Here is a 17,667-nt window from a genome sequence, read left to right on the forward strand (position 1 = left end):
AATTAATCTATAAATCTCAAAGCAGCCTGGAATAGGTTTTTCTTTCCTATTAAATCATACTCCTCATTATATACAGGCTCATACATTAATAGAAATGCGCTTCCGTCAAAATCTTTTAAATTAATAGCCTGATCTACCATAACATCATAAAACCTTGTAACAGTACGGGTAGCTGTCCATTGTTTTATGTTACCCTTTGGAGTCTTATCAAATCTATGATCTTTAGCATCCGTATAGTACCAATACGATGGTGCCGAATCCATCAAAAGAAGTTCTTTATCCTTGTTATATAATTCTTCTGCCATGCCTGTATTCTGAAACCAAGGTACCTCCTGGTTGTAAAGGCCCAAAGCCGCCGCATAAATATCCTTATTCGTAGTGGCTCCAATTAAAAAACCTTCCAGATTGGTCGCCGTAATTTCAAATACGAAAGCAGATTTTTTCAGTTTATAAACGTCATTTACAGGCTCAATTACTTTTCCGTCTTGCTTAATAACTACTTTTAATGACTGTGCAAAAGCCATTAAGCTCAATAGGGAAAACAAAATGGTTAAACTTATTTTTTTCATGGTATATCTTTAAAATAACTGGGGCAAAGATATTGTACTTTAGCTCCATAAACACTGGCCGATTTCAGGGGTTTTTTATTTTATTCTAAGCTTGTATCGAAAAGCTTTTTGACTTAAAATAAATTGGGTTTTAACTGAATTTTGATGAAAGCTGCCTTTTGCTTTTTATCTTTCGATGGAGCTGAGTTTGTAGGGTAAACTTCTGCATAAAAGGTGTCATTATCTGCCCAAAAGGATTTTGTTTCGTCAGCAATCTTGAATTTTGTAAAGTTCACATACAGAAGGCTTTCCTGATTATTTTTTTGTTCCAGGTATTTACTCACTTCAAAATCACTTCCTACATCGCTATTTGAAGAAAGGTAAGAAATCCATTTTTTAGTAGGAATAATCTGAGGATAACCTGCAGTGAAAATTTGAAAATTAGATCCGGATTTTATATTATAAAAAGAATAGAAGGTATCTGAAACTTCCACCGAATTTTCCTTGAAAACTTCTAAATGCAGAAAAGGTGACTTTCCTACATATTCATTGGATAATGTACCGTCTTCAGTAGATACATTTTCGTGTTGAACAATTATCGTTTCTTTGCCATTTTCGGTGTTTATCCAGTTACCGTCTTTCAGTTTTATATAAGGATTTTTTACTAAAACCTCATCGATTCGTTTTTTAGAGGCAGTCTTAAATTCCTGCTCTGAAACTTCTGATATGGTACCATACTTATTGAACGATTTATTTTTTAGATCCTGAGATGTTTTAAACAGGCTGCTTCTTATCTCATATAAATCCACCCCCTGTAAAGTCAAGTCAAATGCTGCCGTAAATTCTGATTTCAAAACAAAAGCTTCAATGCTATTTGAAATATTATTATTAATGCTGTAATTGATAGAGTAGAAGTCATCAAATTCTTCGAATCCATAATAGTTATGCAGTTTGTTGTAGGCAACTTTCAGATGAGCTGCATCCTTATTCGGAGCCACAAAAAAACGAATAGAATCAAGTTGAGTAGATAGTTGAAAAGGTACATCTTGTACATTTTCTACCCCTTTTATTTTTTTGAAATCGGAAAATGCTATAGTTTTCTGAGTAGTTGCAGCTTCTGTTTTTGTAGCTTCTGACGTTTTATTTTGAGGATTGCAACCTACAAAAACAACCACCATTGATGATATAAAAAATTGATATGAGATTTTCATTTATTATTTTTGATCCAAATATATCAGCATTCAAACTGGCGACCAACAAAACCGCTTAATATCAGGGGAAATTGGCTGAAAACAGGGATATATTTAAGGCTACTCGAATAGATTGCATCGATTTTCTTTTGTCTTATTCTCCAAATAAATAATTTGTGATATTTTTTTCACAAAGCATTGCATACACTTTCAAATGTTGAGAGCAAACACGTACTAAAAATGATTATTATTGTAATGAAATTAAATTGGCTGTAAAAAATTATGGGTTATTGGGAAATCTTATTATTATTTTTAATAATCGCTTTCGTTTATTCATCCGTAGGATTTGGTGGTGGTTCCAGCTATCTTGCCGTGCTGGCAATGTACAGCCTCCCATATCAGGAAATACGCTTAACAGCACTTATCTGTAATGTTATTGTTGTAGTGGGCGGTGTTTACATTTATATTAAAAATAAACAGGTTGACTGGAAAAAAATACTTCCCATTACTCTTGTCAGTGTACCTATGGCATATTTGGGAGCTACCTTAAAAATCAGTCAGGAAACTTTCTTTTTGATTTTAGGAATCACTTTAATTATAGCAGCTATCCTATTATGGGTGAGGACAGAAGTGAAAAGTGAAGATAATTCAGCGGATGCCTCCAAACAATCCATACTTAGAAATAGTTTTCTGGGAGGTGGAATAGGGTTTTTGTCAGGATTGGTAGGTATTGGGGGCGGTATTTTTCTTTCTCCCTTGCTTAATTTGCTAAAATGGGATACTCCAAGAAAAATTGCAGCAACTTCCAGTGTTTTTATACTGGTAAATTCTATATCAGGAATTTTTGGACAGCTTTCAAAATTATCTGTAGATATGGATTACTTCAGGATTCTAAGCTTATGTCTTGCTGTTTTGATTGGCGGGCAGATTGGCTCAAGGATGTCTCTGAAATGGAACCCTTTAATAATCAAAAGAATGACTGCCGTACTTGTTTTGGTAGCGGGCATCAATATTTTAATAAAATACTGGTAAAAAATTAAGAAATGAAAATTAAAATATTAACCTTCGGAATCGCAAAAGATATTCTCGGCGCATCAGAAAAAGAAATAGATGTAGATGAAGGATTGAATGTAAAGCAATTAAAGAATATTCTGGAAGAAGATTTTCCACAACTGCAAAAACTGAAGTCTTATTTTATTGCAGTGGATGAAGAATATGCAGAAGACGATCAGATAATCTCTATTACAAACGAAATAGCAATAATTCCTCCTGTAAGTGGTGGGTAAGTATATGATTGATATAAAAATAACAGAAGATCCGTTGAATATAGTCAACTGTCTTGAAATTGCCCAGGATCTGGGTAGCGGAGGTATTGCAACATTTATAGGAACAGTTCGTAATAAGACAGGAAATAAATCGGTTATTCGTCTTGAATACGAATGTTATCAGTCTATGGCAATAAAAGAAATACAAAAGATAGTGGAAAGTGCTGTTTCTTTGTTTTCTGTACGTAACGTAGTGGTTCATCATCGTACCGGAATTTTAGTTCCAGGTGATGCAGCAGTGATGATTGTCGTAAGTGATGGGCATAGAGATGCCGTTTTTGATGCCTGTCGTTATATTATTGATACCGTAAAACAAAAAGTTCCCATCTGGAAAAAAGAAGTTTTTGAAGATGGAGATGAATGGGTTTCTGCCCATCCATAATTTTGAGGAATAAAATTTCGTATATTTACTATACAAGTTCTTTTTAGAGATGAAAACCAATATATTGGAAAATAAATCAGTACATAAGATCGAGATTGTCAAAGTTAAGGAGAACAACAGCTTTCCTTATACTGATGACATTTCCGTGGAAGAACCTTTAGAAATAAGGGTTTCTTATCATGATGAAGATCGAAAAGAAAGCAAAAATATATCGGTAACCATGCGTACGCCAGGTAATGATACGGAACTTGCTGCAGGGTTTCTGTTTACGGAAGGAATTATTTCCAGCTGTGAGCAGATTAAAAATGTAAACCATTCTCAGGCAGAATGTTCCAGAAATCGAGAAAATATTGTGATAGTAGAGCTTGTAGAGGGCTTTACGCCCCAACTGATGAAAGCTGACAGAAACTTTTATACAACCTCCAGTTGTGGAGTATGCGGAAAAGGTTCTATTGAATCAATACGAACGGTTAGCTCCTTTCAGAATCTTAAAAAAGAACATCAGAAAGTAGCACTTTCTACATTGTATCAATTATCAGAAAAATTACAGTCTTTTCAAAATAATTTCAGTGCAACAGGCGGAATTCATGCCTCCGGTATTTTTGATTTAGATGGTGACTTGCTCGCCTTACGGGAAGATGTAGGAAGACATAACGCATTGGATAAGCTTATTGGGCACGCCCTCTTTACCAAAATGCTTCCCCTTACCCACAAAATTTTGGTATTAAGCGGAAGAGCCAGCTTTGAACTTATTCAGAAAGCGGCTATGGCGGGCATTTCTATTGTTGCTGCCATAGGAGCGCCATCCAGTCTTGCAGTAGATCTGGCAAAAGAATTTGATATTACCTTGCTAGGCTTTCTAAGGGATAATCGTTTTAATATTTATAATCAAAGTGCCAGTTTAGAGATTATGCAAAAATAATTACCAAGAATGTATGAATAGAGAATATTCAGGCACTCAGGGAAAAAGAATAAACAAATGAAAATAAGAATTAAAGATAACTCAATAAGATTTCGTTTGACTCAGTCAGAAGTTTTAGAACTAGGTAAAAATGGGATCATTTCCAGCTTTACCCAGTTTGTAGACAGACCATTTATTTATGCAATAGAAAGAACAGATGATGAAGTTTTGTCTGCCGCATTTATTGAAAATAGAATCGTATTAAAAATGCCTAAGCTGATGGTGGAAGACTTTGTTTCAACAGACAGAGTAGGTTTTGACGGGCAAACAGGAGAAATAAAACTCCTTGTAGAAAAGGACTTTGTATGTATTGATAATACAGAAGAGGATCAAAGTGATAATTACCCGAATCCTAATATTAAATGTTAATAATCCTAAAATGTCACGGTCATGGAAGAAATTGATAAAAACAAAATAGAAGAGGAAATAAATAATGAGCCTAATGCCGAAAATCCGTATAGATTACTTGATTTGAAGCTTACCCATGTTGAAACATCCGCGGCAGGGATTCCTGCTGTAATGGCCGCTTTTAGTGACCTATTTGAAGAAAAAACTCCGATTAGGGGGATGAGGGCTTTATTTAAAATGAACCAGATGGGAGGTTTTGACTGTCCCAGCTGTGCATGGCCTGATCCTGATGATGAACGTTCAGTTCTTGGTGAGTATTGTGAAAACGGAGCAAAAGCACTCGCTGAAGAAGCAACTACCAAAAGAGTTACTCCAGAGTTTTTTAAACAAAACTCAGTCTATGATCTTGCCAAGCTAGACGATTATCAAATTGGTAAAATGGGAAGACTTACGGACCCCATGTACTTGCCGGAAGGTGCCACCCACTATCAGCCGATCAGCTGGGATCATGCCTTTAAAAAAATAGCAGAGCATCTCAATGCACTGGAATCTCCGGACGAGGCAGCTTTCTACACCTCCGGAAGAACAAGTAATGAAGCATCATTTGTGTATCAATTATTTGCAAAAGAGTTTGGAACTAATAATATGCCGGACTGTTCCAACATGTGTCACGAGACCTCTGGATCTGCATTGCGACCTACTATTGGAATTGGTAAGGGAACAGTAACCTTGGAAGATTTTTATGAGGCCGAAGTTATTATCATTATAGGGCAAAACCCGGGAACCAACGCCCCGAGAATGATGAGCGCTTTGTCAAAAGGAAAAGCAAACGGTGCTAAAATCATTGCCATTAATCCATTGCCGGAAGCAGGATTGATGGGTTTTATTAATCCACAGAGTGTTAAGGATATCCTCAAAGGAGGTGTTCAGCTTGCAGACCTTTATCTGCCTGTAAAGATTAATGGTGATATGGCATTATTAAAGGCTCTTGAGATTTTATTAATTGAATTTGAAAAGAAAAATCCTGGTACTGTATTCGACAATGAGTTTATTAAAGAAAAGACTGTAGGATATGCTGATTTCCTGAAGCAGTTTGATGATTATAATATTGATGAATTGGCTGTACTTTCAGGAGTTTCCAAAGAAGATATTTATAAGGCAGCAGAAATGATTGCCTCCAAAAAAAGAATCATTGTGAGCTGGGGAATGGGACTTACCCAACAACCTAATGGGGTAGATATGATTCGTGAAATTCTGAATATACTTTTATTAAAAGGAAGTATTGGAAAACCAGGGGCTGGCGTTTGTCCTGTTCGTGGCCACAGTAATGTGCAGGGGAACAGAACAATGATGATTGATGAAAAGCCTACCGATGAGCAGCTTGACCGTCTTGAAAACTTTTATGGCTTCAAAGTACCACGTAAACATGGTTATGATGTGGTAAGAGCTATTAAAGCTATTCATGAAGAAAAAATAAAAGTTATGTTCTGTATGGGAGGCAATTTTGTGTCTGCAACACCAGATACTACCTATACATCAAATGCCTTACGAAAACTGAACTTACTTGTATCTGTTTCCACCAAGCTGAACAGGGGACATCTGGTGCATGGGAAAGAAGCACTTATCCTGCCAACCTATGGGCGAAGTGATAAAGATATCGTAAATGGCGAAATACAAATTGTGACTACAGAAAACTCCATGGGAGTAGTACAGGATTCAAAAGGAATGTTGGATGCCGTATCAGATAATCTGGTTAATGAAACCCAGATTGTTTGCCGAATGGCAATGGCTACTTTAGGAGAACGCTCTGTCGTGAACTGGCAACGTTACCATGACAGCTATGATGCCGTAAGGGACGATATTGAACAATGCATTCCCGGTTTTGAAAACTATAATGTTAGAGTGCGACAAAAAGGAGGTTTCTACCTTCCCAATGCTGCACGCGATAAACAATACTTCTCTAAGGAACTCGGAGGTCGTGCTCCATTTACTTTAACGGAAATACCGGATAATACTTTGGCCGATGATGAGTATATGATGGCTACCACACGTACCCATGATCAGTTTAATACCACTATTTATGGATTAGATGACCGATATCGTGGTATCAAAAATGAACGCCGTGTTGTCTTTATGAATCAAAATGATATTGATAAAGCAGGGTTTAAAGCAGGAGATAGAGTAGACCTTTATAACTATGATGATGGCATAGAAAGAGTGGCGCCTCTATTTATCATTGTTTCCTATAAAATTCCGGAAAAGAATACAGTCACTTATTTCCCGGAAACCAATGTGTTGGTATCTGTAAATAACGTAGTGAAAGACAGTAATATGCCGGCGTCCAAATATGTTAAAATCAAAATTAAAAAACACGATCCGGAAGTCTACAAAAAGGTAGATGAAATGCTTTATAAAGGAGCTGTTCAACGACCATAACTTTTAAAATAATTAATCCATATGAGAAAGATATTTCTAGTAACCCTATTTTTAGCTTCTGGTATTGCCTTTGCACAGTCACAATATAAACTAAAGGTTGAGGGAGAAGTGCAGCAGCCATTGGAAATCTCTTTATCAGATCTTTCAAAAATGCCTCGAAAAGAAGCTTCATTAAAGGATAAGGATGGAAATACACATATTTATACAGGCGTAGCCATCGGCGATATTCTTGCGAAAGCCGGAGTTCCGTCCGGTAAAGAACTTCACGGAGAAAATCTTTCAAAATATTTGCTGGTAAAGTGTACAGACGGATACCGGGTTTTATTTTCATTGGCAGAACTGGACGCTTCCATAGCCGACAAAAATGTTATTATTGCAGACACTATAGATGGTAAACCATTGTTGGAGAAAAAAGGCCCGCTTCGTATTATTGCGGAAGGAGAGAAAAAGCCTGCTCGCAGTTCCTATCAGGTAGAGTCTTTGACAATAGGCCACATTAAAGATTAATTTCCATACAGTGATTAGAGATACAATATGATTATAAGGAAAAAGGAACATTGGTTCAAGATGCTTTTTGTTTGGCACGGCTCTGTATTACCAGGGTTGCTGCCTCGCCTTATATTGCTTTTTATATTGTCTCTCGGGGTAGCTTATCTTCATGGGATTATCTTTTCATTTAAAATTCCTCTTAATCCCGCACCTTTAACATTGTTTGGGTTTGTACTGGCTTTGTTTTTAGGCTTTCGTAATAATGTAAGTTATGATAGATTCTGGGAGGGAAGAAAATTATGGGGTGCCCTATTGAATATTTCACGTTCGTTAACCCGTCAGGCCCTGACATTGAAAAATAGTAAGGATGATTCCTCGGTTCCTGAATTTATTAAGTTATTGAGTTCTTTTATATTTGCTCTGAAACACCAACTTAGAAGAACAGATCCTTATGATGATTTAAAGCAAAGGCTCGATGAAAATAAGCTGGATCTTATCATGATGGCAAAGTACAAACCTATTGTCATTATGCGATTCATGGCAGAGTGGGTTCAAAAAGAAAAGGACCAAGGTAAGATTGATACCATACAGCAGGCTCGCTTTGATGAAAACTTAGATAAGCTAGCAGATGTAGTAGGTGGATGTGAGAGAATTGTTTCAACACCAATTCCTTACAGCTACCGTGTTTTATTGCATCGTACGGTGTATATTTATTGTTCTTTGCTGCCTTTTGGATTGGTTGATACACTGGGTTGGTTTATGCCCTTTATTGTGATATTCGTTGCTTATACATTTGTTGCATTTGAAGCCATTGCAGACGAAATTGAAGACCCGTTTGGCACGGAGGCAAATGACTTAGCACTGAATAGCATGTGCAATATGATTGATGAAACAATCCATGAACTGGCCGGAGAGCAAATTAATATTTCCCAAAAGCCAATTCACAATATTATTGACTGATCTTTTACCTTTAATAAAGATTGTTACGTTTTGCTAATCCCTCCTTTCAAAGAAAATACTTCTTTTTCAGGGAAAGCCTTTTTAATTTTCCTGACAGCTTCAGAACTTCGCTTTCCGGACAGGCAATACACTAAAATGGGTTGTGAGACAGCAGAGATTGTATGAAAATGATCATGCAGTTCTTCTATAGGAATATTTTTTCCGCCAATATTAAAGTTCTGATGTTCCTGTGCTGTACGGACATCTATTATTTCAAAATTCTCCTGATTTTCTTTAAAATATTCAAATGTTATCAAAGGAATCGTTTGCTGCAGTTCTGTAATTGGAGCTGAGGTTTTTCTTAGCTTAATTATTTGAGTTTTGCCACTCATTACATTCATTATCCATAATTTCCCAGCTAGAATATCTTCGGACTGAGTTAAATATTTTATGGCTTCATTGGCCTGCATACAACCTACAATTCCGGCTAGAGTAGGGATTACGCCACCTTCTCTGCAATTAGGAATTTGTGATTCCTCAACGTTGGGAAATACATCGCGGTAATTCGTAGAATAAGTACCATCTTTTTGTAATACATTCCAAAAACTTACCTGACCCTCATATTGATAAATAGCACCATATATCAGCGATTTACCGGCTAATACACAAGCGTCATTTAATAAGTATTTTGTTTCAAAATTATCTGTTCCCTCAATAATAAGATCATACTCTGAGATCAGATCCATTACATTGGAAGAAGAAACTCTTAAGAGATGAGGTTTAACCGAAATGGATGGATTTTGTTGCGCCAATTTTTTAGCAGCTACCTCTACTTTAAACAAACCGATATCATCCGGAGTATACAAAATCTGCCGATGCAGATTACTTAAAGACACTACATCATCATCAGCAATACCAATTGTTCCGATACCGGAAGATGCAAGATATTGTGCTGATGGACATCCAAGACCTCCCATGCCTACAATCAGTACTTTGGCATTTTTAAGTAATTCCTGAGAAGAAACTCCAAATTCCGGTAAAACAATCTGGCATTGATAGCGTTCTAATGAGTCACTCATAATTGTTTCTTTTTTGTCACAGATTTATAAATGCTTTTTACAAATATAAATCGCGTATTGGGTGCATTTTTGATTATTTCTTTAAAAACCCTTGTGCTTTTTCAGCATCTTCGGGGGTATTTACATTCATTAAAGCATCAGGATTATGGGGTTCTAAAATAAGAGTATCACTATTTATTAAAACCTTTCTGGGACAGGTATTTCCTATTCCTAAAAAATTCAGAAGAAGAGGATAGCTTTTGGGTTCCCAAATCGTAATTAGGGGTTCTGGTAAGCCATCAAAAGGGCTTTTGTATGTGGTAGCCACTTTTTCATGATCGCGCGATTCAATTAAGACCTGCAATGATTTTTCGTCCAGCAACGGCATGTCACAGGCAACAACCAGCCATGCTTTATCCCTTTGAGAGCGTAGTGCAGAAAGAATTCCTCCAAAAGGTCCCATGTTCAGAAAAGTGTCAGTAAGAGCATTATAATCTGTATCAAAATTTTCCAACTGATCTTGTCTGCAGGAGATAAAAACTTCATCACAAAATGAAGCTAGCAGATCTGCAGCAAAGTAGCGCTGTTCTTTACCATGCCAGTTGAGTAAATCTTTTGCAGTTCCCATTCTTCTGCTTTTGCCACCAGCCAGTACCAGCCCGTTGATGCTCGGGATTGTATTATCCTCTCCTGAAATCATTTTTTCCACCGGATTTTTCTATTAATTTAATTTCTTTAATGGTAATGTCATGGCTCATGGCTTTGCACATATCATAAATAGTTAATGCCGCTACAGAAGCTCCAGTAAGTGCTTCCATCTCAATTCCTGTTTTAGCTTCCACTTCGGCAGTACAGTAGATTTCAATTTCATTGTTGTCTGTAAGTTCTATATCTATTTCACAGTTTTCCAAACCTATCGGATGACAAAGCGGAATAAGTTCTCCTGTTTTTTTTGCAGCCATGATTCCTGCAATAATTGCAGTTTGAAAAACAGATCCTTTGGGAGTTTTAAAATCACCTTCCTTTAGTTTTTGTAAAATATGATCGGGCAGTTCTACTGTTGCCTTGGCAATAGCCTTACGATGGGTAACTGCTTTTCCGCTTACATTAACGATGGTAGGTTCAAGTTTTTTATTAAGATGTGAAAAATCCTTCATAGTTTTATTTTTTAACCACAGATACACGAATTATTTGTTTTTCATGAGTGTATGCTCCAATCAATTTTAAAAATTATATCGCCATACTTTATAAACTTCACCTTTTCTGAAAGTATTCTGTTCCATAGGTAATTCTATAAAAGCATGGGTATCGGCAAGATGTGAAAAATCACCGGACCCATTGGTATCTACAGATTCTGCTGTTAATTGTCCGGATGAATTTACCCTAAGTTTTACCTGAGCAAAATACTGAAGTGAAAAAGGAAAATCAATGTCATTTTGTAAGACAGCAAACTGGAATCCGGAATCCGGAATTTCCAAGGATTTTTCTAACCAGGGAATAAAATACCGATGCAGACACATAAATACAGAAACCGGATTACCGGGAAATGCAAATATGAGTTTCTGATTCTGGCTTTTACCAAACCAAAACGGTTTTCCGGGTCTTTGCTTTATCTTATGAAAAAGCTTTTCTATTCCCAATTCTTCACATGCTTTTGGCAGATAATCAAATTTTCCCATAGAAACTCCGCCACTCATAAGAAGTACATCATATTCGTTGATGCAGCGGGAAAGTTCTTTTTTGATCTCTTCATAATCATCATTAAGATGAAGCACATCAGCCTTGATTTTATATTTTTCCAATACAGCCTGTATGGTAATTCCATTAGAACGTCTTAGCTGAAAAGGAGTAGGGCAAGACTCAGCGCTTACCATCTCGTCTCCTGTGGATATGATGATGATTTTGGGAAGTTTTTTTACAGATAGTGTGGTTTGTCCAATAGAGGAAGCTATACCGATAATGGCAGGAGTAATGACCTGATCAGCTTTTACCAAAATGTCTCCTCGTTTTTTATCCCTTGCTTTCAGATGAATGTTTTGCCCTTTTTTAACATCAATATTGACGCTTGCATTTCCATTATCTATTGAAATGTCTTCATAACGAATAACAGTATCTACTGAGGAACCCAGTGCTGCACCCGTCATGATTTCGATACATTCATTTTCCGAATCTATGGATAAAGAAGGCTCACCAGCAGATTGTACTGCTTTAATGGTAAACGACATAATCCCTTTTTGATAAGCACTATAATTGATGGCAATGCCGTCTACAGTGGGCCTGTCAAAAGGAGGTAAGTCCCGGTCTGCACACAAGTCCTCTGCCAAAACTCTTCCCACTGCCAATTCATAGGGGATTTTTTCTATACCAAAATCCTGATGTTGTGACATGACGATGTCTTCTGCCTGTTGTACGGTAATCATTTCCATTGTTATCCTCCTATTGTAGCCATCGATTGATGAATTTGTGACTCTGTTAAATTAAATTTCTGAGCTTCCCATCCGTCTTTTGGCTTATTCTGTATTGTATTCACAATAATGTTTTTGAGCTCTTCATCTGTTTTTCCGGAACGCATTTCATCTTTTAAATTGATACCGGTACCTTCGTATAAACAAGTTCTGAGCACACCTAAGGGGGTAATTCGTATTCTGTTACAGTCTCCGCAAAATGAACGGGTATACGCTGCAATAATTCCTACGTCACCTTTAAAACCTGGGATTTTGTAGTTATATGAAGTAGAACTTTTCGGATCTTCTGTTTTTTCTATTTCAGGAAAATGATCTTTGATGTGTTGATAAATTTGAGGATAGTTCCATTTCAGAGAAATGTCTGCATCATTTCCATTAAAAGGCATTTCTTCAATAAAGCGTACATCAATCGGAAGCTGTTTGGTGAGTAATACCAATGGAATAATATCTTCAATATTCTGATTTTCCATGACCACTGTATTAATCTTTACTTTGATATCATGTTCCAGTAAAGAGTCCAATGTTTTCATTACCTTATCAAAACTTTTACGGCGGGTAATTCTGAAAAAGCGTTCTTCATCCAAAGTATCCAGACTGAGATTCACAGATTTTACTCCAAACTTCTTGAGTTGTGGAATATACTGCCCGGTAAGAAGCCCATTGGTGGTTAAACTAAGATCTGTAATTCCATCTAAATGAGATATTTTTCCAATAAGATCAATGCAGTTCTTTCTTACAAAAGGTTCACCTCCGGTGAGTCTGATCTTATTGACACCCAATTCTGAAAAAATAGAACAAAGTCTGAGCATTTCTTCATCAGTCATTAATTCTTTCTGCTTAATCCAGACAAGACCATTTTCAGGCATGCAGTAGGTACATCGGAGATTGCACCGGTCCACAACAGCCAGTCTTAGGTAATTTATTGTTCGTCCGAATTTATCTGTCAGCATTTTAAAATAGAAAGTGTGTTATTACAAATATACTGATTGTTTTTGCGTAAAAAAGATCATTTTTAGATTTGTAAGTAAACGGGAATATTTTTTTCACAATTCTGGATATTTAAAACCTGGGAATGAGAAATACCTGCTTAATTTTTGATAACTAATGATATTTTTATGCAGTATTTTATAATTTAGCAGGTATTAATAATGAATAATGAAAGAGAAGAATACCATGTCTCCAATAGAGAATGAAGACAAAAGGAAAATTGATGTAATTTATCAGGATGAAATAAGTTCTTCCGAGCTTAATCGTTTTCCAGATAATTCTTTTACCATCATTATTTTAGACGAATGTAGTGCAGGAGATGGAGAGTGTACTACGGATATGGATAAATATATGTTGAATTCTAAACAATTATTTATTCACCTTCCCAAAAGGGAATATTTATGGAAATTACCTCCCGGCGCAACGGGAAGAAGACTCATCATCAATGATTCTATTCTTGAAACCTTTTCTCCGACATTAAAGCATACTTTCTCATCTCATAGTACATACGAAATGATACAGCCGAATGATGAAGTTTATGATAAATTGAGTGGTGAGTTCAATGCCATACGAACGGAGATTCATTCGGAAATAATATTTCCGGAGCTTATTAATGCAAGGGTAAGGCTTTTGGCTTTGATGATCAACTTATGGGTAGAGGAGATATATGGTAAATTTGCCTTAACCCATCATAATAATCTGGCTTTCCGGTTTCATTCATTGGTGCAAAAACACTATAAAACCCAGAAAAGTGTTTCTTTCTATGCGGAAGAGTTATGCATTACGCCTAACTATTTGGGTGTGATTTGTAGAAAACAATATAGAGTTTCCCCTTTAGAGTTTATTAAAGAGCGGGTTTTATTAGAAGCAAAAAAATTATTACACAGTTCCGATAAATCGATTAAGGAGATTGCCTTTGAGCTGGGATTCCGGAATTTTTCTCATTTTTCATACTTTTTTAGGGTACAAACAGGAATGACACCTAAGAGTTATAGATTAACCATGAACAAAAGCTAGGAGGTCAAATATTTTAAAAGGTTATGTGGCCGCACCAGGGATCGAACCTGGATCTAAAGTTTAGGAAACTTTTGTTCTATCCATTGAACTATGTGGCCTTTTAAAGGATAAAAATATTAATTAAGTGATGATCTTATTAGATTACTCTCTATTATCGTGAGGCTAATACTAATGGGGGAATTACCATAAAAGAATTCGCTCTTTAGGAGCGAATTCAGTAGATAATACATCTCATTTTTTTAATTAGACAACAATAAAAAGCACAGCCGACAATGCTGTGCTTAAATTTTTATTTCAAATTTAATTGCAATTTCAATAGTAGTAAGAAAAGCAAATAAAGTTTCCACTTCGATTATTATTACATAGTAAATGTACTATTATTTTTAATACGAAATATGAATTTAATGTTAAAATTCACAAGTTATCCACATTTTTTTGTGGATAACTCTTGGATTGATCTCTAAATACACTCATGTTAGGGAATATTTTACCTACGTATATCTACAAATCAGGAGACTTTACTTTCCCATTATAGCTAAAAAAACAGAGAGCAATTGCCCTCTGTCTGTATTTAATTCTCAAGTTTTTCCTTGATGTATTTTGCAGTATAGGATTTTTTATTTTTTATCAGATCCTCAGGGGTTCCGGCAAATACTACTTCACCACCATGTTTTCCTGCTTCCGGACCAATATCGATGATATAGTCGGCGCATTTGATGATATCCGGTTGATGTTCAATAACAATTACTGAATGCCCAAGGTCAATCAATGCCTGCAGTGATTTCAAAAGCTTCTGAATATCATGGAAATGAAGTCCTGTGGAAGGCTCATCAAAGATAAATAAAGTTTTATCCGTAGTTACTCCTTTTACAAGGAATGAAGCTAGCTTTACACGCTGTGCCTCACCACCGGAAAGGGTAGAAGAGCTTTGTCCCAACTGTAAATATCCTAAACCAACTTCCTGTAAAGGTCTTAATTTGGTAACTATTTTCTCTTCATTATTATCCTTAAAGAATTCCAATGCTTCATCAACGGTCATATGAAGAATATCGGAAATGCTTTTTTCGTCAAATTTTACCTCAAGGATTTCATTTTTGAATCGTGTTCCTTTACAAACTTCACACTCCAGCTCAATATCAGCCATAAACTGCATGGAAACATTAATCACTCCTTCTCCCTTACATTCATCACATCTTCCGCCGTCTACATTGAAAGAGAAATGCTTCGGTTTATAGCCCATCATTTTTGAGATTTTCTGCTTGGCAAAAAGATCTCTGATATCGTCATAAGCCTTAAGATAAGTAACGGGGTTTGAACGGGATGATTTCCCAATCGGGTTTTGATCAATCAGTTCAATATTCTTGATTAATTTTTTGGGGAATTCTACAGAATCATAATCTCCTTTCTTACCACCCATTCCCAGTTGGATCTGGATATCGTTTGTTAGGATTTCCCTCATCAGGGTAGATTTTCCACTTCCGGAAACTCCTGAAATTACGACCAAACTTTCCAAAGGAACGTCTACATCTATATTTTTAAGGTTATTCTGACGAGCCCCTTTGATATAAATCCATTCCTTTCCTTTTCTTCGTTTCTTTGGAACTTCTATTTCCAGTCGTCCTGTAAGATAGTCAGAGGTAAGTGTATGGGCTTTTTTCAGATCCTTATAGTCACCGGCAAATACAAGCTCACCCCCCAGATAACCTGCTTCAGGGCCAATATCAATAATATAATCGGCAGCACGCATTACATCTTCATCATGTTCTACTACGATCACGGTATTTCCCAGGTCACGAAGATTTTTTAGAACTCCAATAAGGTTTTCCGTATCCTTGGAATGTAAACCAATGGACGGTTCATCCAAAATATATATGGAACCTACCAACGAACTTCCTAAGCTTGTTGCCAGATTAATTCTTTGGCTTTCTCCTCCTGAAAGAGTATTGGAGGTTCTGTTTAAGGTCAGATAACCTAACCCAACTTTCAATAAGAATTCGAGACGGGTTGTGATTTCGTATAAAAGTCTTTTGGCAACTTCTTTATCATGATCCGAAAGCTGAAGAGTATTGATTAGTGGTGCCAGTTCATCCAACGGAAGTTCAATCATCGATTGAATGTTATGGCCATCTACTTTCACCCAGCTGGTTTCTTCACGAAGCCTTAATCCTTCACAGGTAGGACAAAGGGTTTTTCCTCTGTAGCGTGAAAGCATAACTCGGTACTGAATTTTATAAAGATTTTCTTCAAGCATCTTGAAGAAATTGTTAATGCACGGGAAATTGCTTTTTCCGTCACCTTTCCAAAGGAAGTTCTTTTGTTCCTTTGTTAACTGGTGATAAGGTTTATGGATAGGGAAGTCGCCTGCCTTTTTTATAAAGTCTTTTTTCCATTCGCTCATGGTTTCGCCTCTCCAGCTGACTACGGCATCTTCGTAGACGGATAAAGTTTTGTTTGGAACAACAAGGTCTTCATCAATTCCAATTACCTTTCCGTATCCCTCACAAGCCGGACATGCTCCGTAAGGGTTATTGAAGCTGAAAAAATGAACATTGGGTTCAAGGAATTCCATTCCGTCCAGTTCAAACTTATTGGAGAATTCCTTTACTTTTTCAGTATCTGTATTTTTTAAAGAACAATGGCCACGACCTTCGTAAAATGCCATTTGAATAGAGTCTGCCAATCGCTGTAAAAAACTCTCATCTTCTTCATAGGCAAAACGGTCAATGACAAGATTGATGGTCATTCCTTTTTCAGGAGTAAATGCAAAGCTTTCAAGATCTTCAATGCCGGCAAGATTTCCATTGATCTCAAGTCTTGTGAAACCTGCAAGTTTTAAAATATTAAGTGTCTCTTTAAAATTATCTGCATCATATTCCAAAGGAGCCGTTAATAAAAAGGAAGTGTCTTTTTTGGAAGCCTTGATAAAATCAACCACATCAGAAACTGAGTCTTTTTTCACTTCTTCACCGGAAACAGGAGAAAATGTTTTTCCAATTCTTGCAAATAATAGCTTCATGTAATCGTAAATCTCCGTAGATGTTCCTACGGTAGAACGCGGATTGGAAGAAATTACTTTCTGCTGAATAGCGATGGAGGGAGCCAATCCTTTAATGTCATCAACTTTAGGTTTTTCAAGTTTTCCTAAAAACTGACGGGCATAGGAACTTAAGCTTTCAACATATCTTCTCTGTCCCTCAGCATAAATAGTATCGAAGGCTAATGAAGATTTACCGCTTCCTGAAACTCCCGTAATGACAATCAACTTGTTTTTGGGGATCAGGACATCTATATGTTTCAGATTGTTAAGATGTGCATTCTTAACGTAGATCTGTTTTTTTATGTCTATTTCTGTAATATTAGCCATATTTTGTTTATTCATAAAAGTAACTGTACAGCATCATGTCTGCCAGTGTAATGGTGTTCTGCTTTAGAATATTCCAAGACTGTCATCAATTGAACTCTTGAGTTTCTTTCCAAATTCATCTGGTTAGGAGGTAGCATATTAGTAAAATGCTGTCCAAA

General features: G+C 36.4%; 17 protein-coding genes and 1 tRNA gene. 9 read left to right on the forward strand and 9 right to left on the reverse strand.

Going from position 1 to position 17,667, the window contains the following annotated elements; translation table 11 throughout:
* Nucleotides 1-2 precede the first annotated feature (2 nt).
* On the reverse strand, nucleotides 3-569 hold the full coding sequence (locus EG359_RS01900; protein WP_076355542.1) for a hypothetical protein: 567 nt from the start codon (nucleotides 567-569) through the stop codon (nucleotides 3-5).
* A 113-nt stretch (nucleotides 570-682) separates the two neighbouring features.
* Entirely contained in the window at nucleotides 683-1,759 is a 1,077-nt protein-coding gene (locus EG359_RS01905; RefSeq protein WP_076355540.1) for a resolvase, read from the reverse strand.
* A 261-nt stretch (nucleotides 1,760-2,020) separates the two neighbouring features.
* On the opposite strand from EG359_RS01905, the gene EG359_RS01910 reads away from it, so the two are divergent.
* From EG359_RS01910 to EG359_RS01945, 8 genes are read left to right on the forward strand one after another with little or no spacing between them, the layout of a single operon-like run.
* A complete protein-coding gene (locus EG359_RS01910) occupies nucleotides 2,021-2,770 on the forward strand; it encodes a sulfite exporter TauE/SafE family protein (protein ID WP_076355538.1) in 750 nt (249 codons plus the stop codon).
* 11 nt (nucleotides 2,771-2,781) lie between these two features.
* Nucleotides 2,782-3,024 carry a MoaD/ThiS family protein gene (locus EG359_RS01915; protein WP_076355536.1) on the forward strand — a complete coding sequence of 81 codons (243 nt, stop codon included), beginning with the start codon at nucleotides 2,782-2,784 and terminating at the stop codon, nucleotides 3,022-3,024.
* Nucleotides 3,025-3,028: 4 nt separating this feature from the next.
* Entirely contained in the window at nucleotides 3,029-3,445 is a 417-nt protein-coding gene (locus tag EG359_RS01920) for a molybdenum cofactor biosynthesis protein MoaE (protein ID WP_076355534.1), read from the forward strand.
* Nucleotides 3,446-3,494: 49 nt separating this feature from the next.
* Nucleotides 3,495-4,367: a formate dehydrogenase accessory sulfurtransferase FdhD gene (gene fdhD / locus EG359_RS01925; RefSeq protein WP_076355532.1), complete on the forward strand. Its 873-nt coding sequence runs from the start codon at nucleotides 3,495-3,497 to the stop codon at nucleotides 4,365-4,367.
* Between the two features lie 57 nt (nucleotides 4,368-4,424).
* Nucleotides 4,425-4,775, forward strand: a complete 351-nt coding sequence (locus EG359_RS01930; RefSeq protein WP_076355530.1) for a DUF7009 family protein — start codon at nucleotides 4,425-4,427, stop codon at nucleotides 4,773-4,775.
* A 21-nt stretch (nucleotides 4,776-4,796) separates the two neighbouring features.
* Nucleotides 4,797-7,190 carry an FdhF/YdeP family oxidoreductase gene (locus tag EG359_RS01935; protein WP_076355528.1) on the forward strand — a complete coding sequence of 798 codons (2,394 nt, stop codon included), beginning with the start codon at nucleotides 4,797-4,799 and terminating at the stop codon, nucleotides 7,188-7,190.
* Between the two features lie 21 nt (nucleotides 7,191-7,211).
* Nucleotides 7,212-7,697 (forward strand): molybdopterin-dependent oxidoreductase, encoded by a 486-nt coding sequence (locus EG359_RS01940; protein ID WP_076355526.1) that lies wholly within the window; start codon nucleotides 7,212-7,214, stop codon nucleotides 7,695-7,697.
* Nucleotides 7,698-7,724: 27 nt separating this feature from the next.
* Nucleotides 7,725-8,639 (forward strand): bestrophin family protein, encoded by a 915-nt coding sequence (locus EG359_RS01945; RefSeq protein ID WP_076355524.1) that lies wholly within the window; start codon nucleotides 7,725-7,727, stop codon nucleotides 8,637-8,639.
* A gap of 23 nt (nucleotides 8,640-8,662) precedes the next feature.
* Here EG359_RS01945 and EG359_RS01950 read toward each other — a convergent pair whose 3' ends face one another.
* The 5 genes from EG359_RS01950 to moaA all read right to left on the reverse strand — a co-directional run bounded on the left by EG359_RS01950 (nucleotide 8,663) and on the right by moaA (nucleotide 13,091).
* Nucleotides 8,663-9,697: a HesA/MoeB/ThiF family protein gene (locus EG359_RS01950; RefSeq protein ID WP_076355522.1), complete on the reverse strand. Its 1,035-nt coding sequence runs from the start codon at nucleotides 9,695-9,697 to the stop codon at nucleotides 8,663-8,665.
* Nucleotides 9,698-9,770: 73 nt separating this feature from the next.
* A complete protein-coding gene (locus EG359_RS01955) occupies nucleotides 9,771-10,376 on the reverse strand; it encodes an NTP transferase domain-containing protein (protein WP_076355520.1) in 606 nt (201 codons plus the stop codon).
* On the reverse strand, nucleotides 10,357-10,833 hold the full coding sequence (gene moaC, locus EG359_RS01960; protein WP_076355518.1) for a cyclic pyranopterin monophosphate synthase MoaC: 477 nt from the start codon (nucleotides 10,831-10,833) through the stop codon (nucleotides 10,357-10,359). The genes EG359_RS01955 and moaC overlap by 20 nt, the downstream gene beginning before the upstream one ends.
* A 66-nt stretch (nucleotides 10,834-10,899) precedes the next feature.
* A complete protein-coding gene (locus EG359_RS01965) occupies nucleotides 10,900-12,102 on the reverse strand; it encodes a molybdopterin molybdotransferase MoeA (protein WP_084180476.1) in 1,203 nt (400 codons plus the stop codon).
* Nucleotides 12,103-12,104: 2 nt separating this feature from the next.
* Nucleotides 12,105-13,091, reverse strand: a complete 987-nt coding sequence (moaA, locus tag EG359_RS01970) for a GTP 3',8-cyclase MoaA (protein WP_076355516.1) — start codon at nucleotides 13,089-13,091, stop codon at nucleotides 12,105-12,107.
* 205 nt (nucleotides 13,092-13,296) lie between these two features.
* On the opposite strand from moaA, the gene EG359_RS01975 reads away from it, so the two are divergent.
* Nucleotides 13,297-14,145: a helix-turn-helix domain-containing protein gene (locus tag EG359_RS01975; protein ID WP_076355514.1), complete on the forward strand. Its 849-nt coding sequence runs from the start codon at nucleotides 13,297-13,299 to the stop codon at nucleotides 14,143-14,145.
* A gap of 26 nt (nucleotides 14,146-14,171) precedes the next feature.
* Here EG359_RS01975 and EG359_RS01980 read toward each other — a convergent pair.
* Both EG359_RS01980 and uvrA read right to left on the reverse strand, forming a co-directional pair.
* Nucleotides 14,172-14,243 (reverse strand) — tRNA-Arg (locus EG359_RS01980).
* Between the two features lie 473 nt (nucleotides 14,244-14,716).
* A complete protein-coding gene (uvrA, locus tag EG359_RS01985; protein ID WP_076356016.1) occupies nucleotides 14,717-17,509 on the reverse strand; it encodes an excinuclease ABC subunit UvrA in 2,793 nt (930 codons plus the stop codon).
* Nucleotides 17,510-17,667 lie beyond the last annotated feature (158 nt).

The organism is Chryseobacterium joostei (assembly GCF_003815775.1).
GTDB lineage: Bacteria > Bacteroidota > Bacteroidia > Flavobacteriales > Weeksellaceae > Chryseobacterium > Chryseobacterium joostei.